The organism is Thermobacillus composti KWC4 (assembly GCF_000227705.2).
Classification (GTDB): Bacteria; Bacillota; Bacilli; order Paenibacillales; family Paenibacillaceae; genus Thermobacillus; species Thermobacillus xylanilyticus.
The window spans coordinates 1,179,975-1,202,495 of the sequence record NC_019897.1 but is presented as its reverse complement, the minus strand read 5'-3'; the positions used below and the strand labels follow the sequence as shown (position 1 = coordinate 1,202,495).

Here is a 22,521-nt window from a genome sequence, read left to right as displayed (position 1 = left end):
CCCCCCTCGAGCTTTGCGGTCAGTGGAACCATGCCGGGTCCGCCTGCCATTTGTCCAGAAACAACGCCCGGTTGCGGGCGATGAGCGCCTGCTGCGCCGCTTCTCCGCCAAGCCGGAAGCTGGCGCTTCCTTCGTGATAGACGAGCGTGTCCCGGCAGATGCGCAGCCCGTATCCGAGCATGCGGATCCGGAAGCAGTAATCGTCGTCCTCATAGTGTCCGGGCGAAAATCGTTCGTCCAAACCGCCGACCCGCTCGTACACCGCCCGCTTGAACAGCAGACAGAAACCCACGAGCCGGAGCGCCGGCTCCCATTTCGCCGGGTCCGGCACGTTCATCCGTTCGGCGATCCGCATGAACTCGTCCGGACCGTCGAACGCAAGGTCGACCCGCTGGCGGCCGCCGACGTAATTGGAGACCGGCCCGACCGCGCCGATCTCGTCCGAACTGTGGAGCGCGTCGAGCAGATTTTCGAGCCAGCGGGGCGTCGCCATCGCGTCGTTGTTGAACAGCAGCAGCTGATCGCCGGACGCCATGCGCAACCCCTTGTTGCACGCCCGCGGGAAACCGGCGTTCACCGGCAGCCGGACGAACGGCAGCCGCTCGTCCGCGCACCATTCCGCCGTGGCGTCGGCCGACCCGTCATCGACGACGATGATCTCGTAAGGCGTCTTCTCCGGATCCGTATGGCGCCGGATCGACGCGACGCAGCGGCGCAGCAGCATCAGACCGTTCACGCTCGGAATCACAATGCTGGTCAGGCTGTATCGCACAGCGATTCCCCCTTCGCCGCATCGCGGCGCCGCGAAGCGTCGGGATGCGCAAGGCGGGACCCGGTCTTGTCCATGACCGCCCGCAGCGCCTCGATGTGGTCGCCGATGATCATGCGCGACACCGGATTGGCCTTGCCCGTGTTCGCTTCGCGAAGCCGGTTGCGGGTGATGACATCGACGGAGCCGCCGATCCGCACGTTCAGGCCGGAGGCGAGCGCGAGCGCCTGCGCCTTCGGCGGCACGGCGAGCACCGCCGGACCGAGCCGCTCGACGGCGCGGCGGCTCAGCGCATGCGGCACCGCGGTCATCGAAGCCGCGCCCAGATCCGGCCGGCCGAGCGCGCGGTTCAGGAAAGCCTTCAGCCGCGTCACATCGTCCCACCGGCTGAACGGGCCGAGCTGCCGGCCCAGCCCGTTCAGCGCCACGTCCGCCCCGCGCCGGACGGCGTCGACGAAAGGCCTGAGCTGCCGCGCGGGAATCGCAAGGTCCCCGTCCAGGAAGAGCAGGACGTCCGCGTCCGCCGCGGCGGCGCCGGCCGCCCGGCCGACATCGTGACCGAGGGGCTCCGGATAATGGAGAATCGTCACGCCGGGAATCGCGCGGACGACGGCCAGGCTGCCGTCCGTGCAGCCGTTCAGCACGACGATCAGCTCATCCGGATGCAGCGCCTGCGCCTCGCGGATGACGCCGCCGATCGTCGCGGCTTCGTTGCAGGCCGTTATGATGACGGCCAGCCGGCCCGCGCCGGCTTCGGGCGGCCGAGCGGCGTGCCGGCGCAGCTGCCGGCGGACCGCCTTGCCGCGCCGCACGCTCCGGCGCCGTACGGAGCCGGGCCGCCCCGCGCGGCGGCGCGGCGCCAGCGTCCGCCGCCTGCGCGCCGCATGCGCGCGTTGCTTCGTTCCTGCCTTGCGCCTGCTTCTCAACGGCTCTCACCTCACTTTGCTCCGCCTGCGATCCCCGTCGCTGAATCCGCCCCGCGGATCCATCCGCTCGGACAGCCAGGCGATCGCTTCGAGATGGTCGCCCACGATCAGCGGCTCGAGCGACCGGCTCCGCTCCCGCGCCCGGCGGGGCGGATTGAGCCGCCCGACCGGCACGCGGCGGGCGAGGCGGATGTTCAGGCCGGCGGCGGCGGCCTTCGCCTGGGCGAGCGGCGGCACCGCCAGCGCGTCCGCGCCGATGGCCTCCAGCGCCCGGCGGCTGATCGCATGGGGCACGGCCGTCATCGACGCTCCGCCGAGATCGGCGCGCCCGAGCGCTGCGTTCAGCGTGTGCTTCGCCAGCACGACCCCGTGGACGCGGCTCTTGCCGGTCGGCCCGTGATAATCGTTCAGCGCGACGTCCGCGCCCGCCTCGACCGCCGCGACGAACGCCGCAAGCACGTCCCTTCGAATGACCATGTCGCCGTCGATGAAGAGGAGGATGTCGCCGCGCGCGGCGCGCGCGCCGACCGCGCGTCCGACGTCGTGGCCCAGCGGCTCGGGGAACGCGATCACCCGGGCGCCGGCCTGTCCGGCGGCGGCCGCGGACCCGTCCGTCGAGCCGTTCACGACGGCAATCACCTCGGTGCGGGGATGGACGTCGCGCGCTTCCCGCACGGCCGCCGCAATCGTGCGGACTTCGTTCATGACGGGAATGATCACCGACACGAGCGGCCTGGCGTCTGCGGCAGTCCCGGCAGCAGCAGTGCTGTCTTCCATCCGGAATGCCATCGGATCGGCGGCCGCCGTGGGCGCTTGTCCCGCTTCGATGCGCACGGCGCCCCGCCGAGCGGGGATGCCCCGCCGCTTGCCGCCGGTGCGGCTTCGGCTTCCCGCCGCCCGTCCGTACGGCGGCCTGAGCGGCGCCGCGCTTCGGCCTGACCGCGGCCTGCGGGATGCTGCCCGCCGCCGGCCCCCGGTCCGCCGCGCCCTCCTGGATGTCCGCACAGCCATCACCCCCGGAAGATCGGCATTGGCCGAACTTTTCCATCCCATTGTATGTACCGGAGACGAGCGCGCAACGGCAAATGACTCGTGGGCGGGACACCCGCACCCGTATAACGACACGACAAAATAACACAAAAATGTACTCGATAAATGTGGTGCAGATTTCATAAATTCATACGATCAGAAAAATTGAGTCGCTAGCTGAAAGAAAATTTTACCGCGAGGCAGGATAAAGGAGAGAAAGCAAAAACGCCGCCTATTGTCCATTCGACCGACATTTCCGGCATGACGATCGGCATGACGCAGCGGCGTATGGGGATAAGGTTGATTATCAATCGCGACCGTTTTGCTGAACATCAGTTGCCATAAAACTCTAAACTGTGCATGCCTCAACTGGTTGTGAGGACAAACGAATAGGGGAACAGGAATTGCATTAACCATCGAACTTTATAAGTTTATAGGAGATCAATTTGGGCATGCCTCTCAAAAAAGATTTATATTCAATCCAATAAAAAGAATTTAACTGAAAATGATCAATGTCCTTTACTTTGACTTTCACCAATGTCTCTTGCCCACTTACATTTCTAATCACAATCGTTGATTGATCTCGATCAATGTTTATTACTTCAGCCAGTTCAGCAGTAACTTCAGACTCTTTCAAGAGAAAACCTTTCACAAGAAAAGCGGATGCTAGTAAAATGAGGAATAAAAATGCAAATAATGAAATGGATATTTTTTTTGTCATTTTAACTTATCACCGCTTGACACACGTATTAATAACAATGTATAAATTACCTAAATATAGTATGTATATTGATTTTGTCTAAAAAGGCTATTAGAACAATTTGAGAAAGAAGTAAGAATTCCGAAATCGAGATATGGACAAACTGAAGTATTCGGCTCTGCATACGCACATTCCTGGCTGCCTTCATTTATGGACAGGGTAACAATAAACCTTGGTTGGGCATCCTTTACATTCAGCGTAACTGGAGATTACTTCACTTGGACAGTTGGGTCATAAAGTCTATCTAAGTCGCAATGATTAATCTATTCTAAAGTAAAACACACTTGTAAACTCCCCTCATAGTAGACACCTGAAACAATGATCAGGACTACTTTTGAGGGGAGATTTTCTGTGAAGTATAAAAATTTGTTACACCGGTTTCGCATCTCACTTGACAACATACTTCAGGATCGTTTGAAATCCTAATTTCCGTAGGAATTACGGAGCATCTAATTTGATAGCAAACAAGTCCCCATCTGCATACCAGCGCGAAAGTACAGTGATGTTTATGATTAGTGATTCGGTATCCAAACCTTTGCAACTATCCCATCTGCCTTTGAAAAGCTACAGCTGTACCCGAGTTCGACAGTTACTAGGTAAATGAAATACCCGCTATCCCTTGCGCTGTCTGGGTTGACGGGCATTTTTCTTAAGAAATGCGTGTATCTATGCCTTGGGTTGTATCTTTAGGAACTTTGGTGGAGCCTCAATCCCAAGCGTATCAAAGGTTTTTCGTTGTTTGGGTGTCAATTCCGTGCTCTGGTAGACGTCTCCGTTATTTGATGAAAAATGTCCAAGATGAATGCGATCGAGTTCCTTGCGTAATGCCGTCCAGGTCTCGCCGGTTTCTTCTTCGATGATGCGAACCAGCAGTAAAGCAAGCCAACAAAGCAGGATGTGGGCGCGAATGCGGTTTTCCAGCCGATGATACATCGGACGAAGCTCCAACGTGGTCTTTAGTGTTCGGAATGCGTCTTCCACATCAACCAGCTGCTTGTAGCCGAGGGCAACGTCCTCTGCAGAAAGCGTGTCATCCGATGTCCGGATGAGATACTTGCCGTCATATTTCTCTGCGTCACGGATCGCTTGCTTATCCAGCTTGAGTGTCCCGTCTTTCAGTTGACGCAAGTACTTTCCGTAGGTCGGATGCGTGCGCAATCGGCATGCGGCTTTCGTGTGCGCCTGGTTGCTTAACTGCTTGAGACCCTCCAGTTCCGCTTCCAAACGTTCGATTAGCTCTTTCCGGCGCAGACGATCCCGTTCGGCTTCTTTGGGATTATGCACGAGAACGTAGCGTTTTCTCGCTTCGCCGTCGCCGACGACGATATCCTTGACCTGCAAGTTCTCGCGCACGTGGTGGTACCGGCCTTTGCGGCTCATGGCAGCATCCGTCGTCTCTTTGCCGGATCGCATCTTCTCCCCGGCGATATAATGACCGCCGGCCCGCTGCAACGTCCGCAAATTTTCTTCGGAGGTGAAGCCGCGATCCATCACACTGATCACCCGGCCGAGCTTCCAGCCGACCAAGTCGCGCTTGACTTGATTGACGACCGACATATCCGACGTATTGCCCGGCCAGACCCAAGAGCGGATCGGAATCCCTTGACGCGTGACGGCGAGCCCGATGACGACCTGAACCAGATCCGGACGCTTGTCCTTCGAAAATCCCTGCTTGCGCAAGTCGTCATCCTCCGGCACATCGAACGGATCGACTTCGAAGTAAGAAGAGGTGGTGTCGAAGTAAAGCAGATCGACCTCCAGATTCAGCAAATCGGAAACAGCACAATAGATCTGATGCGCCAGCTCCGATTGAACTTCCAACAACTCGTCCATCGCTCGGTACAATTGCTGGCTGCCGACTTCGCTTAGGCCTGGAATATACACCTCGTCCTTCACCCAATCTTCCATCGCCAGCTTGCTCGAAGGATTAAGGGCGCGGTTGGCCACCATAGCGAAGATCAGACGCTCAATGGACGATTGATATTTACGATCCTTGAACAATTTTTCGAGGATGGCGTCCAACCCGATCTTTTGCCACAGCTGATGGAGGAGCCAGGCTCCGCCCAAGCGCTTGCTGGACCGGAACAAGAATTCCGCCGTTTCGCCAATTGCGTTTTGCGCCTGCAGCGCCGCTTCCGGAGTCAGGTAACGGGCAATGCTCTGCACCAACCGTTCCAGAACGGAACGATCGATTTCGTCCTCGCGGCCGAACGAGTAGATGACCTTCGCCTTGGCATGCTTCGCGACGGGATCCCACTCGTTGTGCGCAAGCTGAAGGTAAGCGGTGGTGGATCCATTTTTGTTTTTTCGAGAAACGCGTCGTATATACATGCCTATATAATACCATATATCATCAATAAATACAAGAAAACATCAACAAAACGTGTGCCTATGAAACTTTGCGTTTTTTTCTATCTTCAGTCCCCAAAAACCTTGCTGTTATGCGATTCTTTATTTTTCATGTGCCTAAAATTGCCGATTTACTGTCGAACTCGGGCTGTAAATAGAAAAAAAAAGCGGCATCCCCCATATCACTGTTCCAGTGAATACCGTAGAAATGCCGCCAAAATGCTCGTCAAAACCGATACCCAACCGCAATCCAGTTCAACATCCCGTTCGGCGCCGGTCCGATCCGCAGCCGGCTCACCGCAACCACCGCGTACTCGGCGAATTTTTCCTTGATCGATGCGATGACGCCCGGCTGATCCGCCGTCACTGTGAGCGCATACTGATCGTCGGCGTACGTCTCGTCGAACGGCAGGGCGACTTCGATCTGCTCCTCCTGCCCGGTGAACGCGAACGGCGTCAGTCCGAACTGCTGCAGCACCGCGCCTCCGCCTTCCGGCGCCGCGACCGGATTGAACGCCATTTTCGACGCCGGCAGGCTGTAGTCCCGGACATGGCGGTCGCTGATCGCTTCAACCGCGATGTGCCGGCCGTCCACCGCGCCCTCGGCAATCCCGTTGCGCCGTCGGCGGATGCCGCCGACCCGCCGCCCGGAGCCAGCGCGGCCGCCGCGCGCGCGGCTTCCGCCAGCGCTTCGATGACGCCGCTCGCCAGCTTCGCGGCCGTAACCGCGCCGTCCGCCAGATGGACGGCGCTGACGGCGCCGGCTTGCAGCTGCGCACCGCCCACCGAACCGGCCGCGAGATGCCCGGCCCGCACCGCGCCGGCCTGCAGATGCCTGCTGCCCACGGCATCCGCCGCCAGATGGTCGGCGCCCACCGCGCCGGCCTGCAGGTGCCTGCCGCCCACGGCGCCGGCCTGGAGCTGCTTGGCGCCCACCGCGTCCGGCGCCAGATGCTCGCTGCCCACCGCGCCGGCCTGTATCTGCTCGCCCCCCACCGCGTCCGGCGCCAGATGCGCGGCGCCCACCTCACCGCGCGCGATTTTGCCGCCCGTGACGGACGCTTCGCCGAGATGCTCCGAACCGATGGACAGCGGCGCAAGATGAATGCCCGCGACGGAACCGGGCGCGATTTTCTCCGCCGTCACCGCGCCGTCCGCCAGATGCTCGTTGCCGACGGCGCCGGCCTGGAGCTGCTTGGCGCCCACCGCATCCGCCGCCAGGTGCACGCTGCCCACCGCGCCGGCCTGAAGCTGCCCGCTCCCCACGGCGTCGGCCGCCAGATGGTCGGCCGTCACCGATCCGCCGGCGATTTTGCTTCCCGTCACGGACGCGTCGATGAGATGCTCCGTGCCGACCGACTGCGGCGCGAGACGATCGCCATCGACGGCGCCGAGAGCGATTTTCTCCGCTGTCACCGCGCCGTCCGCCAGATGCTCGACGCCGACCGCGCCGGCCTTAAGCTGCCTGCTGCCTACCGAGCCCGCGGACAGATGGTCAAAAGCAACCGCCCCGCGCGCGATCTTTTTCCCGGTAACGGAGGCTTCGCCGAGATGCTCCGATCCGACCGACCCCGGCGCAAGATGACCGCCCGCAACGGCGCCGGGCGCGAGCTTCTCCGTCGTCACCGCGCCGTTCAACAGATGCTCGCTGCCCACCGCGCCGGCCTGAAGCTGCCGGCCGCCCACCGAACCCGCGGACAGATGGTCGAATGTGACCGAACCGCGCGCGATTTTTTCACCGGTTACGGCCGCTTCGCCGAGATGCTCCGACCCGATCGACCGCGGCGCGAGATGAATGCTTGCGACGGCGCCGGATGCGATTTTCTCCGCCGTCACCGCGCCGTCCGCCAGATGCGCCGCGAATACGCCGCCGTCGGCGATGGCGGCGCCGCCGACGCTTCCCGGCGCCAGCCGGTCCCCGGTCACCGAGCCGGGCGCGAGCTTCCGCCCGGACACCGAGCCGTCTTCCAGACGATCCGGCTGCAGCAGATTCTCGGCCACATGCGCCAGCGTGATCGAGCCGCGGCGGATGTGGTATCCCTGGATCGCTTCCGCTTTCAGCTGCTTGCTGCCGACCGATTCCAACGCCAGGTGCTCCGTCCGGACCGCGCCCTGGGCGAGCGCAGCCGACGTCACGGCGGACTCCGCCAGATGCTCCGGGCCGACCGAACCGGGCGCCAGATGCTCGGACCCGACGGCGGATTCCTGCAGCTCCCGGCTTCCGACCGATCCCGGCGTCAGATGATGCTGCGCCACCGATCCCGGCGTCAGATGATGCTGCGCCACCGCTCCCGGCCGGATGTGCGCGCCGTCCACCGTCCCCGGCTGCAGCTGCTCCGGGCCGACCGAACCGGGCGCCAGATGGCCGGATGTCACGGCGCCGGCGGCGATTTTGCCGGACGTGACCGCGCCGTCCGCCAGATGCAGCTCCCGCACCGCTTCGCCGGCGATGTGAATGCCCAGCACCGCGCCGTCCGCCAGATGCCGGCTCCGGATCGCCTCGCCGGCCAGATGCTTCGATCCGACCGCCCCGTCGGCCAGCAGCCTGCCGCCGATTGACCGCACGGCCAGATGCTCGGTGGTAATGGCACCCTGCGCGATATGCGCGCCGCCGACGGCTCCCGGCTGCAGATGATCGCTTCCGACGGATCCGGGCGCGAGATGCTCCGCCGCAATGATCCGTCCGGCCAGCTGATCCGGACCGACGGATCCCGGAGCCAGCTTTTCCCGCGTCACCGCGCCGTCCGCCAGCTTCACGGCCGTCACGGCCTGATCCGCCAGCTTGTCAGTCGACACGCTCTCCGGCGACAGTTTCAACGAAGTGACCGCATGGTCCTCCAGATGGTGCGGCTTCACCGCCCCCGGCCGGATATGGCGGTCATGCACGGCGCCGGAAGCCAGTTTCTCCGAGGTTACGCCGTCTTCCGCCAGGTGCCGGGTCTCGACCGCTCCTTCCTGCAGATGCGCCGCGCCGATCCCCTTCGCCCGGATTCGCTCGGACGTGACGGCTCCCGGCGCGATCGCCTCTTCCGTCACGGCCCCTTCGGTGAAATGGAACGTGCGCAGCGCCCCCGGCGCCAGCTTGTCGAATGTCACCGCGTCGTCCGCCAGATGCTCCGTCCTGACGGCGCCGGACGCGATGTTCGCCGAACGGACGCTGCCCTCGGCCAGCTTCGTGTTCCCGACCGCGCCGTCCGCCAGCTGCGTCATGCCGACGGCGCCCGGGCCGATATGGTCTTCCTGCACGGCGAACGCCGCCAGCTTGTCGCTTGTCACCGCTTCATCCTGCAGATGCGCGGTGCCGATCGCGTTCTGCTGCACGTGCCGCGCCTCGATGCTGAGATCTGTCAGATGGCGTGAGTGAACCGAACGGTCGGCCAATTTGTCCGCATTGACGGAATGGCGCGCCATATGGCGCAGATGAACCGATTCGTCCGCCAGCTTCGTCGCATTGACACTCTGGTCGGCCAGTTTGGATGCGGTGACGGCGTGGTCGACCAGCTTGATCGTGCCGACCGATCCGTCGGCCAGCTTGGCGGCCGTCACCGACTGGTCCGCCAACTGTTCCGTGCCGATCTCACCGCGGGCGACGTGTTCGCCGCGGACCGCTGCTGCGGCGATTTGTTCGGACTGGACCGCTCCGGACGCCAAGTGTTCCGTCTTTACGCTTTCCGGCGCGAGCGCGCGGCTTGCGACCGCCGATTCGGCGAGATGGACGGCTTCGACGGCGCCCGGAGCGAGATGCTTTCCCTGGATGGCCCCCAGCGACACGTGATGCGCAAGCAGGATCCCTTCTTTCAGATGGGCGCCCTCGATCGCACCTTCCTTGATTTTGGGGCCGGTCACCGCGCCGTCCCGCAGCTTCGAGGTCGTGACGGACGCTTCGGCGAGTTTGGATGTGTCGACCGCCTCATTCGCCAGCTTGTCGCGGGTAACGGCGCCGCTGCGCAGTTTATCCGTCGCGATGGCATGGTCGGCGATCATCTCGCTCGTCAGAATGTTCGGCTGCAAATGCTTCGCTTCGATCGAACCGGCCGCAATCTTGTCGCCGCTGATCGAGCGGTCCGCCAGTTTGTCCGGCGTTATGCTCCCGTCGCGCAGCTTCTCCCCGCCGATCGACCGGTCGAGCAGTTTGTCCCCGGAGACCGAATTCGGCGCCAGATGCTCGCCGGTCACCGACTCGGGCGCCAGTTTGGCCGACGTGACGGCCCCGTCCGCAATTTTGATGCTCTCCACCGCGTAGTCGCCGATCGTATGCGTCACGACCGCGCCCGGCTGGATCCGGACGGTGTCGACCGCGCCGGGGGCAAGCTTCTCGCCCGTCACCGACTCGTCCGCCAGATCGTCCGTAAAAATGATCGGCTCGGGCTTGATCGGCGAACGTTTCTCCTCAATGCTTTCCAGCTTCGCTTCCCTTTCCGCCTCGGCCTTCGCGAGCGCTTCAACCGCTTCCGTCTCGCGGACCGTTTCCTGCTCCGCTTCCCGGATCGCCTCCTCGACGGCCTGAACGGACGCCGTCTCCGCCTCTTTCACGACGGTTCCGAGCACCTCGGCCTGCTTGACTTCCGGCGCCTTCGGCCGTTCCGCCGGCTGTTCGTCGAGCCAGGTCAGTTCGGAACGATTCGGATCATCGACATAAAAGAGCGGTCTGCGCGCTCTGACCGGTCTTCCCCTCCGTTTTTTCGCCATGGCCCACTCCTTCTTTGCCACCATAGAGTCATCTGCATCATATGCAGACGTCTATGGGCAGGTTCAACGGTTGCGGGAGGAAAAAAGACCGGTCGGAACAAAAGCGCCTTCCAGCCGCCGATGTCACCGTTCAGCCGCAACGGGGGGGCTTCAGCCGATGCGCCGCATGCCACAGGGAACCGATGCCGCCGCCGGTCGGGACGGCATGCGCGATGGCCTCGCCGAGGAAGCGCCGCGCGGATCGGACCGCGTGGACGAGCGGCGTGCCCCGCGCCCGGAAGGCCGCGATCGCGGCCGACAGCGTGCAGCCGGTGCCGTGCGTATGTCGCGTCTCGACGCGCGGCGCGCGGATGACGACCGGCTCGGCTGCGTCCGCGCCGCAGAGCACGTCGACGCACGTGCCGCCGGCGGCGGGCAGATGGCCGCCTTTCAGCAGCACGTTGCGGATGCCGAGCGCGAGCAGTTCCCGCGCCGTTTCGATCATGTCCCGTTCCGTGCGGATCTCGCCCTCCCCGATGCCGAGCAGCGCGCAAGCTTCGGGAATGTTGGGCGTGATGAGCTCGGCCATCGGCATCAGCCTCCGCTTGAGGGCGTCAACCGCGTCCGCCTTGAGCAGCCGGTCTCCGCTCTTCGCGATCATGACCGGGTCGACGATCAGACTCGGAACCGGACGGCGCTCCAGGGCGTCCGCCACCGCCTCGATGACGGCCGCATCGTGCAGCATGCCGGTCTTGACCGCGTCGGCGCCGATGTCACCGAGCACCGAATCGATCTGCGCCGCCGCGACCTCCGGCGGCAGCGGGCAGACCGCCTGCACGCCGAGGCTGTTCTGCGCCGTAACGGCCGTTACGGCGCTCATGCCGAATACGCCGATCTCCTGCATCGTCTTCAGATCGGCCTGAATGCCCGCGCCGCCGCCGGAATCGGAGCCGGCGATCGTCAGCGCGCGCGGCAGGGAATGCCGCTTCACGTTCTGCATCATGCCCTCATCCCTTCGAACTCGATCTGCCGCACCGCCGTAAACCGGAGCGGATCGAACGCGTCCAGCGGCACGGGCGGCACTTCGCCCGTGAGCAGCGCGGTGACGGCCGCGCCCGTCGCGGGCGCCAGCAGAATGCCGTTGCGGTAATGGCCGGCCGCGATCACCACGCGCGGCGCATGTCCCAGACGGCCGATCAGCGGCCGGCCGTCCAGCGTGCCCGGGCGCAGGCCCGCCCACCGGTGCACCGGCTCAAGATCCTTCAGGATCGGGAACACCTTCGGCCCCCAGCGGACGAGCCGGGCAATGCCGCGTTCCGTGACGGAAGTGTCGAATCCGGCGACATCTTCCGATGCGCCGCAGACGAGCGTGCCGTTGTTTTTGGCCGTCCAGTACGCCTGCGGCGAGACGACGATGCGCCGGATGAGCCCGGCCGGCATCGGATAGGCGCAGATTTGCCCGCGGATCGGATGGACGGGCAGCGGCAGGCCGAGCTCCCGTTCGAACAGCCCGGTCCAGGCGCCCGTGCAGACGACGAGCACGTCTCCCGTGAACGTTCCGGCCCGCTCCGTCCCGATTTCGACCCCGTCCGCGCCCAGGTTCAGCCGCACGGTCCGGCCGGCCTCCGCGGCGATCGCAACGCCCCGGCGGCGGCAGGCGCTCTCGAGCGCCTCGACGAGCGCCGGCGCGTACACATGGCCCTCCTCCGGGATGTAGAGCGCCGTCTCGATGTCCGGCGCGAGCTGCGGCTCAAGCTGCCGCAATTCGGACGAACCGACGAGTTCGGCGCGGGCGCCGTACCGATTCTGCCACGCCATCCGCGCGGTCAGCGGCAGCACGTCCGCTTCGCCCAACGCGACGGCGAGGCTGCCGCTGCGCCGCAGCTCGATCTTCCGCCCGGACGCTTCTTCGATCGCGGCCGCCCAGTCGGGATACATCCGCAGACTCTTGAGGCAGAGCGCGAAGAACGGGTCCGGCCCGTCGGGATTTTCGGTATATGGCGCCAGCATGCCGGCGGCCGCGCCGGACGCCTGTCCGCCGGGTCTTCCGGCTTCGACGACGGTGACGCCGAAGCCCTTTGCGGCCGCCGCGAACGCTGCCGACAGGCCGATGATGCCGCCGCCGAGGATGACGACCCGCCCGCTCATCCGCCGGTCACCCGCCGGCCGGCCGCGGCCGGTTCGGCCGCGCGGTCCGACAGCGGCTCGAGCACGCCGTCCGGATCGCTGCTCGCCGTCGCATAGAGCCGTTTCGGAATGCGTCCGGCCGCGCGGGAGAGCGCGCCGGCGTAGGCGGCGAGCGCCATCGCGCGGGCCATCGCGACCGGGTCGAGCGCCTTCGCGACCGGCGTGTTCACGAGGATGCCGGAGGCGCCGAGCTCGATCGCCTGCGCGGCGTCAGCAGCCGAGCCGAGGCCGGCGTCGACGATGACCGGCACGTTCGCCTCTTCCGCGATCAGACGCAGATTGTACGGATTCAGAATGCCGAGCCCGGTGCCGATCGGCGATCCGCCGGGCATGACGGCGGCCGCACCGGCCTCCGCGAGGCGCCGGCACAGCACCGGATCGTCGGACGTATAGGGCAGCACGGTAAATCCCGCTTCCGCCAGCATCGCGGTTGCTTTCAGCGTCTCGACCGGATCCGGCAGCAGCGTGCGCGGATCGGCGCTGATCTCGACCTTGACCCAGTCGCCGAGCCCGGCGGCGCGGGCCAGCTTCGCGATGCGCACCGCTTCGGCGGCGCTCGATGCGCCCGACGTGTTCGGCAGATAAATGAGATCCCGTCCTTCCAGATGCTGCAGCACCGAGTCGTCGGCGGTTTCGTCCAGATTGACCCTGCGGACGGCGAAGGTGACGACTTCCGCCCCGCTCGCCTCCAGCGCCTGGAGCATGACCGCCGGACTCGGGAACCGCCCCGTGCCGAGGAACAGCCGCGACCGCAGCGTCCGGCCGCCGATGACGAGCGGCGGAACGCGATAAAACGCCTCATTCATCCGATCAACCCCCTCCCCTGAAATGGACCAGCTCCACGGCGGCGCCGGCCTTAAGCGGCGTCCGGCTCCATTCGGAACGCGCGACGATCTCGCCGTCCACCTCGGCGACGATCCGCCGGTCCTTGAGGCCGTGCCGCTCGATCAGTTCGCCGAGCGTTCGCGCCGTCGTCTCTGTATCGCGCCCGTTGAGGCGAAGCCGAATCGGACCTTCCGCCGGAGGGGCCGCATCTGCCGCATGCCCCGCTTCCCGGGCGGTGATCCGGGCCTTCAGCTCCCGGCTGACCGCTTCGGGGTCCGGGCTGCCGACAATGGCGGACACCGCGCACAGCCGGCGCGCCCCGGCATCCAGCACTTCGTCCGCGTTGTCAAGCGTTATACCGCCAATCGCGACCCACGGGATGGCGATCTCCGCCGCAGCCTGCCGGACGTATTCGAGTCCGGCCGCCGGCCGGCCCGGCTTCGTCGGCGTCGGATAGACCGGCCCGACGCCGATGTAGTCGGCGCCCGCCCGGACCGCTTCCCGCGCCTGCTCGATCGAATGGGTCGAGATGCCGATGATCTTGTCCCCGCCGAGCAGCCTGCGCGCCTCCGCGATCGGCATGTCTTCCTGGCCGAGATGGACGCCGTCCGCCTCCACCTCAAGCGCCAGCTCCGGATAGTCGTTCACGATGAACGGCACGCCGTAGCGCCGCGTAAGCTCCCGGAGCGCGCGGGCTTGCCCGAGCAGCCGTTCCGGCGGCGTCTCCTTGTCCCGCAGCTGCACGATGTCCGCGCCGCCGCGGATCGCCGCTTCCATGACTTCGATCAGATCCCGGCCGGGGTGGCAGGACTCGGCCGTAATGGCATACAGCCGGAAATCAAACGCCGCACGGCTCATCAAAGCGTCACTCCTTCTTCATTCGGTTGATGCAAAAGCTCCGTCAGTCCGCGAACCGCTTCTTCCGCATCCGAGACGCCCTGCACCAGCACGCGCCCTTCTCCGCGGAACACAACAAACCGCCTGCCGTCCCCCGTCTCCGCGCGGATGAGCCACGGATTGCGCGTGATGATGCAGCCGTCCGCACGGAGCCGCTCCTCGATCCGCTCGAGCGGCAGCGGATGGTCCAGCGTCAACTGCACCGTATCCCGGCCGCACAGGACCGCGGCGCGGATCGGGCCGGCGGCCGGACGCGGTGACGGGGCCGCCGACGCTTCTTCCCGGACGGCAAGCCGCTTCGGCCCGGCCTCAGCCCGTTCCATCGGCAAGCCGGATTCCGCCGGGGGCTTCGCCCGCCCGCATACCGCGCAATCCCGCGAAGGGCCCGGCAGCCGCCACTCTCGCCATTCAGACGGCCAGAGCGACGCCGAAATCCACGTCCGGCGCAGCGCCTCGCGGCGGCCGGTCAGCCATTTGAGCGCTTCGGCCGCCTGCAGGGCGGCGACCAGTTCGACGACCGGCGAGATGACGCCTTCCGTCTCGCATGTGCCCGCGTCCGCCGCCTCCTGCTCCCCGCCGATCAGGCAGCGCAGGCAGGCCGTCTCGCCCGGGACGAGCGCCGCGCTCATGCCCGACGCGCCGACCGCTCCGCCGTACAGAAACGGAATGCCGAGCGCGAAGCAGACGTCGCTCATGAGCAGCCGCGTTGCGGCATTGTCCGTGCCGTCCAGAACGAGCTGCACCCCTTCGGCAAGCGCCGCCGCGTTCGCCGAAGTGACGTCCGCCACATGCTCCTCGATCGCGATGCCGCTGTTGATCCGCCTCAGCTTCGCCGCGGCGGCCGCCGCTTTCGGCAGCGCCAGCCGGGCGTCCTCCTCGTCGAACAGCGTCTGCCGCTGCAGATTGCTCGGCTCGACGAAATCCCGGTCAACGATCCGGATGCGGCCGACGCCGGCCCTCGCCATATGCTGGGCGAGCGATGCGCCGAGCGCGCCGGCTCCGACGATCAGCACCGAAGCTTCAAGCAGCCGGCGCTGTCCTTCGGGACCGATCGGCGCGAACCGGATCTGCCGGCTGTACCGCTCCATGTCCGTCCGATCCGCCGAACGTCCGGGTTCCGCCGTTTCCTTCTGCCGACCGGCAGCCGTCTGTTCCGAACCGTTCGTCAGCCCCGCGATATGTTCCGCCATGCCGCATTCTTTTGCCGGATCGTCAGCCATACAGGCTTCCTCCCGCATCGCGGAACGCGCCGGCGCGCTCCTTGAGCCCCGCTTCCACTGCTTCTTCAAGGCTCATGCCGCGGCTCGCCGCATAGTCCCGCAGCTCCTGCGACATCTTCATGCTGCAGAACTTCGGTCCGCACATCGAGCAGAAATGGGCCGTCTTCGCCCCCTCGGCCGGCAGCGTCTCGTCGTGGTACGCCATCGCCCGCTCCGGATCGAGCGCCAGATGGAACTGGTCGCGCCAGCGGAACTCGAAGCGCGCCTTGGACAGCGCGTCGTCCCATGCACGCGCCCGGGGATGACCCTTGGCGAGATCGGCGGCATGGGCGGCAATCTTGTAGGCGATGACGCCCTCCTTGACATCGTCCTTGTTCGGCAGGCCGAGATGCTCCTTCGGCGTCACGTAGCAGAGCATCGCCGTGCCGAACCAGCCGATCATCGCGGCGCCGATGGCCGACGTGATGTGGTCGTAGCCGGGCGCGATGTCCGTCGTCAGCGGACCGAGCGTGTAGAACGGCGCGTCCTGGCAGATTTCCGCCTGCCGGTCGACATTCTCCTTGATCATGTGCATCGGGACGTGGCCCGGACCTTCGATCATCACCTGCACATCGTGCTCCCAGGCGATCTTCGTCAGCTCGCCCAGCGTCTCGAGTTCGGCGAACTGCGCCTCGTCGTTCGCGTCGGCGATCGAACCGGGACGGAGGCCGTCGCCGAGGGAGACGGTGATGTCGTAGGCACGCAAGATTTCACAGATTTCGCGGAACCGGGTGTACAGGAAGTTCTCCTCGTGATGCGCGAGACACCAGGACGCCATGATCGAGCCGCCGCGCGAGACGATGCCCGTCACCCGTTTCGCCGTAAGCGGGATGTACCGGAGCAGCACGCCCGCATGGATCGTCATGTAGTCCACGCCCTGCTCCGCCTGCTCGATCAGCGTGTCGCGGTAGATCTCCCACGTCAGATCGGCGGGATTGCCGCCCGCTTTCTCGAGCGCCTGATAGATCGGCACGGTGCCGACGGGAACGGGCGAGTTGCGGATGATCCATTCGCGGGTCGCATGGATGTTGCGTCCGGTGGACAGATCCATGATCGTGTCGGCGCCCCAGCGGGTGGCCCAGACCATTTTCTCGACTTCTTCTTCAATCGAGGACGCGACGGCGGAATTGCCGATGTTCGCGTTGATCTTGACATGGAATTTCCGGCCGATGATCATCGGCTCGCTCTCGGGGTGGTTGATGTTCGCCGGGATGACCGCGCGGCCGGCCGCCACTTCGGCGCGGACGACTTCCGGATCCATCCCTTCGCGGATCGCGACGAATTCCATCTCCGGCGTGATGATGCCTTTCCTGGCGTAATGCATCTGGGTGACGGCGCGGCCGGGTTTCGCGCGCAGCGGCCGCCTCGGCGGGCCGGGGAACCGTTCGATGCCCGCCCGCTCCGCCTGTTCCGGCGTGCGCCAGCCGTTGTCTTCCGGCCGCTCGGCGCGGCCTTCGTACGCTTCGGTGTCGCCGCGCTCGGCGATCCAGACGCCCCGCAGCGGATTCAGGCCCCGGCGGATGTCGATGCCGGCCTCCGGGTCGGTGTACGGTCCGCTGGTGTCGTACAGCAGGACCGGATCATTCGGCGTCTCGCCCTGCGGCGTCCGGCTCGGGGCGAGCGCGACTTCCCGCATCGGCACGCGCAGATCGGGGCGGCTGCCGGTGAGATACACTTTGCGGCTGCCGGGAATCGGGGATGTGGAGAGGTGAATGGACATGAAAAAAACCTCCCGTTTGGATGATGTGAATCCAATAGGAGGCCAGCGCCGGCGGCTCCGGATCATGACATTCGGCGGTGTGATGCATGCGGCAAGACAAACCTGCCTGACGAGTGCTGCTGCCTCGCGGCTTCCATGCGCGGTGCAGCGATCGCCGCAAAACGATCTCCGCGCATGGAGTCACTCCGGTTGCAGCATCGCCGTCAGCATGCTTTCACAATGCACCTGCACACAGCAGCATGCCAAGGCCAATCCCGCCTGCAACATCCCGCATATGCAAAAAGCCGCTTCACGGGGAAGCGGCTCATTCGCACACGACGGGCACGGCGGGCACACGCCGGACATACGGCGGTCCGTTGGCACGCCGGGTGCACGCTGCATCGTATTCCGAATTCCGAAGCCTTCCCACTTTCCTACGCTGGCATTACCCAGATCAGGTTCAAAGGGACCAAGGCGGATTCGCCTTATCTCAGCCCGCAAGGGCGCCCCTAGTGGATTCGCCTTAGACTATACGGGAGTTTCCTGCAACTGTCAACCGGAGTTGTGAATTCATTTGAGCACCGCCCGCAGACGCTGTAACGTGCCATCCACGTTACAGCCGCTCACGGCACCCCCCCCGGCGCCGCCTATCCGCGCTCGTACAGCTCCATCCAAGCTTCGGCGGTGCGCTGCCACGTGAACTTTTCCTCGACGCGCTTCCGGCCGGCCGCGCCCATTCGGCTGCGCAACTCCGGATCGCGGATGAGCGCGCCGATCCGGTCCAGCAGTTCCGCCTCCATGTTCGCAGGGTTAACAAGATACCCCGTCTCGCCGTCTTCGACCACCTCGACGATGCCGCCCACCCGGGAGGCGACGACCGGCAGCCCGCTCGCCATCGCCTCGACGTTGACAAGGCCGAACGCCTCGCCCGGCTTCGACGGCACGACCGCGATATCGGCGGCGAGGAACCAGTCGGGCACTTTCGTGTATGGCACATACGGAACGAACAGCACGTGCCGCTTCATCGCGCGCGCCATTCTCTTCAGCCGCAGCGAGTACGCCGTATCCCGATGGGAACCGTAGAACGGGCTACCGACGATGACGAGCAGCACGTCGGGATGCGCCTCGGCCAGCTTCGGCAGGATGGCCAGCAGATGATGCACGCCCTTGCGCGGGATGAGCCGGCCCATGAACAGGACGACCGTCCGGTCCGTCCAACCGCGGTCTTCGCGCAGCCGCCGCCTTCGCTCGCCGCTCCCCGGGTCGTCCGGCGGCCGGAACCGGTCGATGTCGACGCCCAAATGGAGGACGCGCAGCTTGTCCGCAGCTTCCGGCACCATCTCCGCTACCGTCCGGCGCAGCCAATGGCTGTTGACAAGCACGCGGTCGGCCGCGGCCAGACTCCGTTTCAGCGCCGATCTGCTGATGTACCGCTTCCCGATGAACGTTTTCGACTGGAGGCTGAGCCAAATTTTTGTTCGGGGAAAACGCCGCCTCAACCGGAGCACGTACAGCGGACGGTTCTCCACCTGGATCAGGGTTGGACGGAACTTCCGCATCGCCGTGCCGACCGCGCGCACATACGCCTTCTTGTCGGCGGCCGGAAAACGCTCGATCCGCACGCCGCCGAGCGAACCGACGCGGGAAAGCCCGCGTCCCGTCCGGCCGTAGATCCGGGGCTCGAACCGCCGCCGGTCCAGACGCGGGGCGAGGTATTCGATGACGCGTTCGACCGAACTTCCCTTGGGCGAAGGGATGGCGAACGATCCGGGCGTGACGAAGGCCACCCTGGGCACCGCCATCGGCCCGACCTCCTCTCGCATGAGTCCTGCCAGCAACATATACGGCAAATGTCCGGCCGGACACGGCGGCTCCCCATGGGCGGGCGATTGGTCGGCGCATCCGGCGCACCGGATCCCGGCTCCCGCGTACGGAAATGTACGGCATCTATGAATCTTCCGCGTCCATCGGTCTATTGATTTGTCCCCGGCATTGTGGCACACTAGGCGGCAAAAGCCCACGGAAGGAGCAAGCGGAGTTGAGCAAATGGCTGCTGAGAACGCTCACGGAACTGGGTTCGCGGAAATGGATCTCCCGTCTCGCCGGCCGATTCGCGCACTCGCCGGCCAGCAGGCTGCTCATACCGCGATTCGCGCGCGTCTACGGCATCGCGGTGGAAGAAGCGGAGAAAGCGATCGGGGACTATGCGACGCTGAACGAGTTTTTCACCCGCCGGCTGAAACCGGGAGCCCGTCCGGTCGATGATGCGCCCGGCGTTCTGGTCAGTCCGGTCGACGCGCGGATCACCGGCATGGGACCGATCCGCCAGGGAACGATCTTCAACGTGAAAGGCCAGGACTACACGATCGACGAGTTGCTCGGCTTTAGTCCGCGCGCGGAGAGCTACCGGAACGGATACGGCATCGTGCTCTACCTGAGTCCGTCCGACTACCACCGCATCCATTCGCCGGTGGACGGCGTCGTCGTCGAACGCCATCATCTGCCGGGACGCGTATATCCCGTCAACGACTTCGGCCTCACCCACATGCCGCGGGTGCTCAGCCGGAACGAACGCCTTGTCACATATATCCGCCATGAAACGGGCGAGACGGCGGTCGTGAAAGTCGGCGCGCTCAACGTCAGCGGCATCCGCTACGCCGATCCGAAGGCGGACCGGCTCAGCCGCGGCGGCGAACTGGCCTGGTTCGAATTCGGCTCGACTGTCGTCCTGCTCACCGAGAACGGAACATTCGAACCGCGGAGCGATCTGGCGCCCGGCGCCAAAGTCCGCATGGGCGAGGCGCTCGGCCGCCTGCTGCAGAACAAATCCTGAACGCTCCGGGCGCCGCGATCCCATCCTTGCGAAGCCGCCGACGCCCTTTCGGTACGACGCCTAGCGCCGCCGGCCGCGCAGGCGCAGCAGCGCATCCGCCATCCGTTCCGCGGCAGCGTCCATCGTCCGGTCGTCGAGATGGGCGAAGCCGAACATCGCGCTGCGCCTTACGGGCGGTGTGAGCCGATACCGATCCCCGTCCGTCCAGACGACGCCCCGCTCCAGACATGCCGCCCGGAACGCGTCGTATTCGCCGGGGTCCCTGCGCCATTCGCCGTAAACATGCATCCCGCTGACGGACGGATACCAGTCGAAGGGCTCTCCCGGCAGCTTCTCCAGCCGTTCGCGGAACCGCTGCATCCTCGTCCCGCAAATGCGCTGCATGCGCCGCAAATGGCGGGCATACGCGCCCGCGGCCATGAAGCGTGCAAGCGCCCGCTGCCAGATCAGATCCGTCGGATGCGGCTCGGTCCATGCCTTCGCGCGGCGAAACGGCTCGACGAGCCCATCGGGCAACACCGCATAGCCGATTCGGACATCCCTCAACATCGTCCGCGAGAACGTGCCGATATAAATCACGCAGCCGCCCTGGTCCATCGCCTTGAGCGGTTCCACCGGCCGCCCGCCCCAGCGGAACTCGCTGTCGTAATCGTCTTCGACGATGACGGCATTGCGCCGCGCCGCCCAATCCAGCAATGCGGCGCGCCGTTCCATCGGCAATACGCCGCCGGTCGGGAACTGCCGGCTCGGCGTCACGAACAGCAGCCGCGCCGGCCAGTCTTCCGGCACAATGCCCCTCCGGTCCACCTTCGCCGCGATGAGTCTCCCGCCGGCCGTCTCGACCGACGTCCACGTCCCCGGATAGCCCGGGTCCTCGACGACGGCAGGATCCCCCGGATCGAGCAGCAGCATCGCGATCAGCGCGAGCGCCTGCATCGATCCGTTCGTCACGACGACCTGTTCCGGATTGGCCCTTATGCCCTTCGATGTCACCAGATGGCGGACAATCGCGCTGCGCAGCGGTTCATGGCCTTCGGCCCGAAAAGCGTCTTCCTGCAGCCTTCCCGGAAAACGGCGAATCTCCGCATAGACAGCCCGCTTCCAATCATCATACGGAAAATCCGCAATCACCGGCTGTCCGATCCGCAGATCATACGGCACCCGGTCATTCAGGGAAAGCTCCATGCGCCTGCCCGCGGCAACGACCCGCCTGCCAAGCGAGGACAGCTGCACCTTACCCGTTCGCGCGTTCTCCGTGCCCGCCGGATGAACCGGATCCGCCGTCTCCTTGATCAGGCCGCCGACCGGGGCGCGGTACGCCGCATACGTTCCCGAACCGACGGCGGTCCGCACATAGCCTTCCGCATGCAGCATGTCGTAAGCGGCCGCTGCCACTCCCCGGGAAACGTCGAACGAAGCGGCGAGCAGCCGGGTGGCCGGCAGACGCGCGCCTTCCGGCACCGCCCCCGCCAGCATCGCGGCGCGGATCGCCTCGTAGAGGGCATCGCGTTTGCCGTATCCTTCCCGCAAAAACCTCAAATACAGCGGTTTGACCGCGATCTCGAAACCGCTCATTTCGTTTCCCCCCGACACCCTTTGAAAATGGACCTGTTCTTCTCACTATGAAATGGCACTTTTGTTCTGTCAATCGTCAGTTTATGATCGATTTCACACGAAAGGGGGATTCCGGAATGAGAAGACGAGAATTTGAAATGACGGATCAACGGGAAATCGAGCAGTTTCTGGAGGAATCGAGCTTCGGCTTTCTGTCGGCGGTCCGCCCGGACGGACGGCCGAGCATCACGCCGCTCAATTTCGTGTATGCGGACGGTGCGGTCTACTTCCACGGAAGCCGGGCCGGAGACAAAATGGACGCGATCCGCAGCAATCCGCACGCGGCCTTCGCCGTCGCCAGGGAGTATGCGATCATTCCGTCCTATTTTACCGATCCGGTCATGGCCTGTCCGGCGTCGGCCTATTTCAAATCGGTGCTGATCGCGGGCCGCATCGAAATCGTCGAAGACATTGCGGAGAAAGCCATGGCCCTCGAAGCGATGATGAAGAAACTGCAGCCGGAAGGCGGTTATGAACCGATCCGTCCGGACGATCCGCGCTACGCCCCGCGGCTGAAAAGCGTCGCCGTCCTGAAACTCGTGCCGAGTTCCATCACCGCCAAGTTCAAATTCGGCCAGAACTTGTCGGACAAGGAACGTTCGGCGGTTACCGCCGGACTGTTGGAGCGCGGACTTCCGCTCGATCGGGAGACAGCCGGTCTGATGGAGCGGTACCGCCCGGGCGCACCGCAACAATAAAGCCGCCT

At 64.9% G+C, this 22,521-nt stretch carries 16 protein-coding genes and 1 riboswitch; of the genes, 2 read left to right on the top strand and 14 right to left on the bottom strand.

Annotated elements, in window-relative coordinates:
• Positions 1-19 precede the first annotated feature (19 nt).
• From THECO_RS05560 to THECO_RS05495, 13 genes are all read right to left on the bottom strand, one after another.
• Positions 20-772 (bottom strand): glycosyltransferase family 2 protein, encoded by a 753-nt coding sequence (locus THECO_RS05560; RefSeq protein ID WP_015254077.1) that lies wholly within the window; start codon positions 770-772, stop codon positions 20-22.
• Positions 757-1,695 (bottom strand): glycosyltransferase family 2 protein, encoded by a 939-nt coding sequence (locus THECO_RS05555; protein ID WP_015254076.1) that lies wholly within the window; start codon positions 1,693-1,695, stop codon positions 757-759. The genes THECO_RS05560 and THECO_RS05555 overlap by 16 nt, the downstream gene beginning before the upstream one ends.
• 6 nt (positions 1,696-1,701) lie before the next feature.
• Positions 1,702-2,700 carry a glycosyltransferase family 2 protein gene (locus THECO_RS05550; protein WP_232427754.1) on the bottom strand — a complete coding sequence of 333 codons (999 nt, stop codon included), beginning with the start codon at positions 2,698-2,700 and terminating at the stop codon, positions 1,702-1,704.
• Positions 2,701-4,150: 1,450 nt separating this feature from the next.
• Positions 4,151-5,815 (bottom strand): IS1634 family transposase, encoded by a 1,665-nt coding sequence (locus tag THECO_RS05540; RefSeq protein ID WP_015254074.1) that lies wholly within the window; start codon positions 5,813-5,815, stop codon positions 4,151-4,153.
• A gap of 244 nt (positions 5,816-6,059) precedes the next feature.
• On the bottom strand, positions 6,060-6,311 hold the full coding sequence (locus THECO_RS05535) for a WIAG-tail domain (RefSeq protein ID WP_041853813.1): 252 nt from the start codon (positions 6,309-6,311) through the stop codon (positions 6,060-6,062).
• Entirely contained in the window at positions 6,290-10,522 is a 4,233-nt protein-coding gene (locus THECO_RS20445; protein WP_015254073.1) for a hypothetical protein, read from the bottom strand. The genes THECO_RS05535 and THECO_RS20445 overlap by 22 nt, the downstream gene beginning before the upstream one ends.
• A 130-nt stretch (positions 10,523-10,652) precedes the next feature.
• Entirely contained in the window at positions 10,653-11,501 is an 849-nt protein-coding gene (gene thiD / locus THECO_RS05525; protein WP_015254072.1) for a bifunctional hydroxymethylpyrimidine kinase/phosphomethylpyrimidine kinase, read from the bottom strand.
• On the bottom strand, positions 11,501-12,649 hold the full coding sequence (thiO, locus tag THECO_RS05520) for a glycine oxidase ThiO (RefSeq protein ID WP_015254071.1): 1,149 nt from the start codon (positions 12,647-12,649) through the stop codon (positions 11,501-11,503). The genes thiD and thiO overlap by 1 nt, the downstream gene beginning before the upstream one ends.
• Positions 12,646-13,494 (bottom strand): thiazole synthase, encoded by an 849-nt coding sequence (locus tag THECO_RS05515; RefSeq protein WP_015254070.1) that lies wholly within the window; start codon positions 13,492-13,494, stop codon positions 12,646-12,648. The genes thiO and THECO_RS05515 overlap by 4 nt, the downstream gene beginning before the upstream one ends.
• A gap of 4 nt (positions 13,495-13,498) precedes the next feature.
• Positions 13,499-14,371, bottom strand: a complete 873-nt coding sequence (thiE, locus tag THECO_RS05510; RefSeq protein ID WP_015254069.1) for a thiamine phosphate synthase — start codon at positions 14,369-14,371, stop codon at positions 13,499-13,501.
• Positions 14,371-15,630: a ThiF family adenylyltransferase gene (locus THECO_RS05505; RefSeq protein WP_015254068.1), complete on the bottom strand. Its 1,260-nt coding sequence runs from the start codon at positions 15,628-15,630 to the stop codon at positions 14,371-14,373. Before THECO_RS05505 ends, thiE begins: the two co-directional genes overlap by 1 nt.
• On the bottom strand, positions 15,623-17,389 hold the full coding sequence (gene thiC / locus THECO_RS05500; protein WP_015254067.1) for a phosphomethylpyrimidine synthase ThiC: 1,767 nt from the start codon (positions 17,387-17,389) through the stop codon (positions 15,623-15,625). Before thiC ends, THECO_RS05505 begins: the two co-directional genes overlap by 8 nt.
• A gap of 393 nt (positions 17,390-17,782) precedes the next feature.
• Positions 17,783-17,889, bottom strand: a riboswitch (TPP riboswitch).
• A 126-nt stretch (positions 17,890-18,015) separates the two neighbouring features.
• Positions 18,016-19,170, bottom strand: a complete 1,155-nt coding sequence (locus tag THECO_RS05495) for a glycosyltransferase family 4 protein (protein ID WP_015254066.1) — start codon at positions 19,168-19,170, stop codon at positions 18,016-18,018.
• A 236-nt stretch (positions 19,171-19,406) separates the two neighbouring features.
• Between THECO_RS05495 and asd the strand changes: the two genes are divergently transcribed.
• Positions 19,407-20,201, top strand: a complete 795-nt coding sequence (gene asd / locus THECO_RS05490; RefSeq protein WP_015254065.1) for an archaetidylserine decarboxylase — start codon at positions 19,407-19,409, stop codon at positions 20,199-20,201.
• 60 nt (positions 20,202-20,261) lie between these two features.
• Here asd and pdxR read toward each other — a convergent pair whose 3' ends face one another.
• Positions 20,262-21,776 carry a MocR-like pyridoxine biosynthesis transcription factor PdxR gene (gene pdxR, locus THECO_RS05485; protein ID WP_015254064.1) on the bottom strand — a complete coding sequence of 505 codons (1,515 nt, stop codon included), beginning with the start codon at positions 21,774-21,776 and terminating at the stop codon, positions 20,262-20,264.
• A 116-nt stretch (positions 21,777-21,892) separates the two neighbouring features.
• Between pdxR and THECO_RS05480 the strand changes: the two genes are divergently transcribed.
• The gene (locus THECO_RS05480; RefSeq protein ID WP_015254063.1) at positions 21,893-22,513 is read left to right on the top strand and encodes a pyridoxamine 5'-phosphate oxidase family protein; all 621 of its coding nucleotides are present in this window, start codon (positions 21,893-21,895) and stop codon (positions 22,511-22,513) included.
• Positions 22,514-22,521 lie beyond the last annotated feature (8 nt).

Bases quoted from the DNA above. Each gene is read 5' to 3' on its own strand.
- thiE (WP_015254069.1), bottom strand. From the start codon at position 14,371: ATGAGCCGTGCGGCGTTTGATTTCCGGCTGTATGCCATTACGGCCGAG.
- THECO_RS05540 (WP_015254074.1), bottom strand. From the start codon at position 5,815: ATGTATATACGACGCGTTTCTCGAAAAAACAAAAATGGATCCACCACC.
- thiD (WP_015254072.1), bottom strand. From the start codon at position 11,501: ATGCAGAACGTGAAGCGGCATTCCCTGCCGCGCGCGCTGACGATCGCC.
- THECO_RS05515 (WP_015254070.1), bottom strand. From the start codon at position 13,494: ATGAATGAGGCGTTTTATCGCGTTCCGCCGCTCGTCATCGGCGGCCGG.
- thiO (WP_015254071.1), bottom strand. From the start codon at position 12,649: ATGAGCGGGCGGGTCGTCATCCTCGGCGGCGGCATCATCGGCCTGTCG.
- pdxR (WP_015254064.1), bottom strand. From the start codon at position 21,776: ATGAGCGGTTTCGAGATCGCGGTCAAACCGCTGTATTTGAGGTTTTTG.
- THECO_RS05495 (WP_015254066.1), bottom strand. From the start codon at position 19,170: ATGGCGGTGCCCAGGGTGGCCTTCGTCACGCCCGGATCGTTCGCCATC.
- thiC (WP_015254067.1), bottom strand. From the start codon at position 17,389: ATGTCCATTCACCTCTCCACATCCCCGATTCCCGGCAGCCGCAAAGTG.
- THECO_RS05480 (WP_015254063.1), top strand. From the start codon at position 21,893: ATGAGAAGACGAGAATTTGAAATGACGGATCAACGGGAAATCGAGCAG.
- THECO_RS20445 (WP_015254073.1), bottom strand. From the start codon at position 10,522: ATGGCGAAAAAACGGAGGGGAAGACCGGTCAGAGCGCGCAGACCGCTC.
- THECO_RS05505 (WP_015254068.1), bottom strand. From the start codon at position 15,630: ATGGCTGACGATCCGGCAAAAGAATGCGGCATGGCGGAACATATCGCG.